This is a genomic window from Moorena sp. SIO4A1 (genome assembly GCF_010672065.1).
In the GTDB taxonomy this organism is placed as follows: Bacteria; Cyanobacteriota; Cyanobacteriia; order Cyanobacteriales; family Coleofasciculaceae; genus Moorena.
This window is the reverse complement of the sequence record NZ_JAAHHX010000483.1, coordinates 1-1,792: the sequence shown is the minus strand read 5'-3', so window position 1 is coordinate 1,792 and position 1,792 is coordinate 1. Positions and strand designations below refer to the sequence as shown.

Below are 1,792 nucleotides of genomic sequence, written 5' to 3'. Positions count from 1 at the left end.
AAATTTAAGCGCCGGATGTTGTTGAAACGGCTTAATGCTAGTTGGTCTGAACCCCTAGTTGACATCCACTTTTCTCCAGCTCAGTGGCGGAAAACACAAGTTTTGGGCAATGGCTATTCACAATCTGAGTTGACCCCAAACCATAGACATCCTAGCACCATCTTGCCAATGTCTTCATCACTGGTTTCTGAGGAATTGGAGTACACAGAAAACAGAGAAAGTAGTGAAGCCACTGACAAAACTACTGACAAAACTACTGACAAAACTACTGACAAAACTCAGGTACCCCAAGCAGCGTTTAAACGTTGGGCAAAGATGATGCAGATGCGATCGCAAAATTTACCACTTTGTCCTCAGTGTCAGTGTCCGACTCCACCAGGAGAACTTCAGCGTTGGGATGTCTGTGGTCTTTGTGCTATTAAGCAATGGCAAATTTAGACCAAGGCTTTAGAAGGGAGAAGGGAGTAGGGAGAAGGGAGTCGGGAGTCGGGAGTCGGGAGTCGGGAGTAACGAGTAACGAGTAACGAGTAACGAGTAACGAGTAGGCAGTAGGTAGGGGGGTGTGGGGCGCTCACAGGGGTAGGTTTTTTACATTAAGGTCAAACATGGGGCGACCCAGAGGGAGAGGAAAAGGAAAACAACGAAGAAATGATGCAGAGGTGCGACCCGTGGCGAATTTAATTCGCCTACGGAAAGCGCACCTAAGCCTTAATGCGGGGGAAACCCCCTGTTCCCTTGCTGCATCGCTTTCTTATCCCCCACACCCCACACCCCACACCCCACACCCCACACCTGAGGAAGTTGTGTGGTTTCCAGCACTGGTGCTTTGAATCAACGGTGCTTTGAATCAACAAAAGCTTTTAAATTTGCTCTAATACTTTGGTATAAGAGGTAGAGCTAATTTTGCTGTGGAGGCTAAAAGCCAGTCAGCCTCCCCGGCTGACCCTTGATTTTTAGAACACTGAACTGATACTTTTTCATAAGTTAATCGGGATAGATTCAGTATCTAAATATACTTTTGGTGTTTTTTTTTGCTTGATCCCTATGGGGTTTTGGTATAAAACAAGCCAATTCTTTCAGAATCCACCTTTTTTTGTGACTTTTTGTCAAATAAAATGTTTCTATTTGTAACAAAATAATTAAGAAAATATTAAAGCTTTAGGGGCTAACGATATGGCTATAACCTAGGCTGGTCAACAGCTTGCTATCTATAACAAGCTGAGGTAGGAGGTAGCAGAATTAAATGTGAAGAGGAGATAAAATTTTTTTCACAAAAAAAGAGTTATCATGAAAACATTGAATTTACCTGTATCTAGTTGCAGATTTTGTCAGTATTATCAGTCAGAAGGACGACGAGGGGGTATGTGTCAACAACTTGGGGTGCCTGTCAGAGCTACCTGGAAAGCTTGTGCTTTTGCTATGCCTACCTTTTCTTCTTCTTGGGAGAAACTAGAAGAGATTTGGCAAGATGAACAACTGATGCTCACAGAGGAGCTATCGGTAAAGTGCTCTGAAAAATCCTCTGGGACAGACAAGACCATTCAAGGTGAGACCATCACCTCTAAGAATTCGTCAACAGACATCATGCTGGTGTAAATTGTTGATGTAAATTATTCGTATTATCAGTAATATCAGCAGTAACTTACTAGTAACTCTACCCTTAAGACAATCAATAATTCAAATAAACAAATTTCACAAAAACCAGTTTAAACCAAATCTTCTAGTTCTAGTAGTTACCTGCTCAAAGGTGTCAGCTTAAAAAGCCAAATAATTTCATAAAAATCGGCACCTG

General features: G+C 42.2%; 3 protein-coding genes and 1 pseudogene. 3 read left to right on the top strand and 1 reads right to left on the bottom strand.

All coding sequences use genetic code 11. The features are described from left to right. Positions 1-438 (top strand): annotated as a pseudogene (locus F6K53_RS39730) (hypothetical protein); the annotation flags it as partial. Here F6K53_RS39730 and F6K53_RS39725 read toward each other — a convergent pair. Beyond that, positions 435-575: a hypothetical protein gene (locus tag F6K53_RS39725; RefSeq protein WP_158069434.1), complete on the bottom strand. Its 141-nt coding sequence runs from the start codon at positions 573-575 to the stop codon at positions 435-437. The pseudogene F6K53_RS39730 and the gene F6K53_RS39725 overlap by 4 nt on opposite strands. A 30-nt stretch (positions 576-605) precedes the next feature. Here F6K53_RS39725 and F6K53_RS39720 point away from each other — a divergent pair, with 30 nt between their 5' ends. Together F6K53_RS39720 and F6K53_RS39715 are read left to right on the top strand one after the other, a co-directional pair. Beyond that, on the top strand, positions 606-830 hold the full coding sequence (locus F6K53_RS39720) for a hypothetical protein (protein WP_293085509.1): 225 nt from the start codon (positions 606-608) through the stop codon (positions 828-830). A 457-nt stretch (positions 831-1,287) separates the two neighbouring features. After that, positions 1,288-1,596 (top strand): hypothetical protein, encoded by a 309-nt coding sequence (locus F6K53_RS39715; protein ID WP_070392370.1) that lies wholly within the window; start codon positions 1,288-1,290, stop codon positions 1,594-1,596. Positions 1,597-1,792: the final 196 nt, after the last annotated feature.

Coding starts and splice junctions, on each gene's coding strand:
- F6K53_RS39720 (WP_293085509.1), top strand. CDS start 606: ATGGGGCGACCCAGAGGGAGAGGAAAAGGAAAACAACGAAGAAATGAT.
- F6K53_RS39715 (WP_070392370.1), top strand. CDS start 1,288: ATGAAAACATTGAATTTACCTGTATCTAGTTGCAGATTTTGTCAGTAT.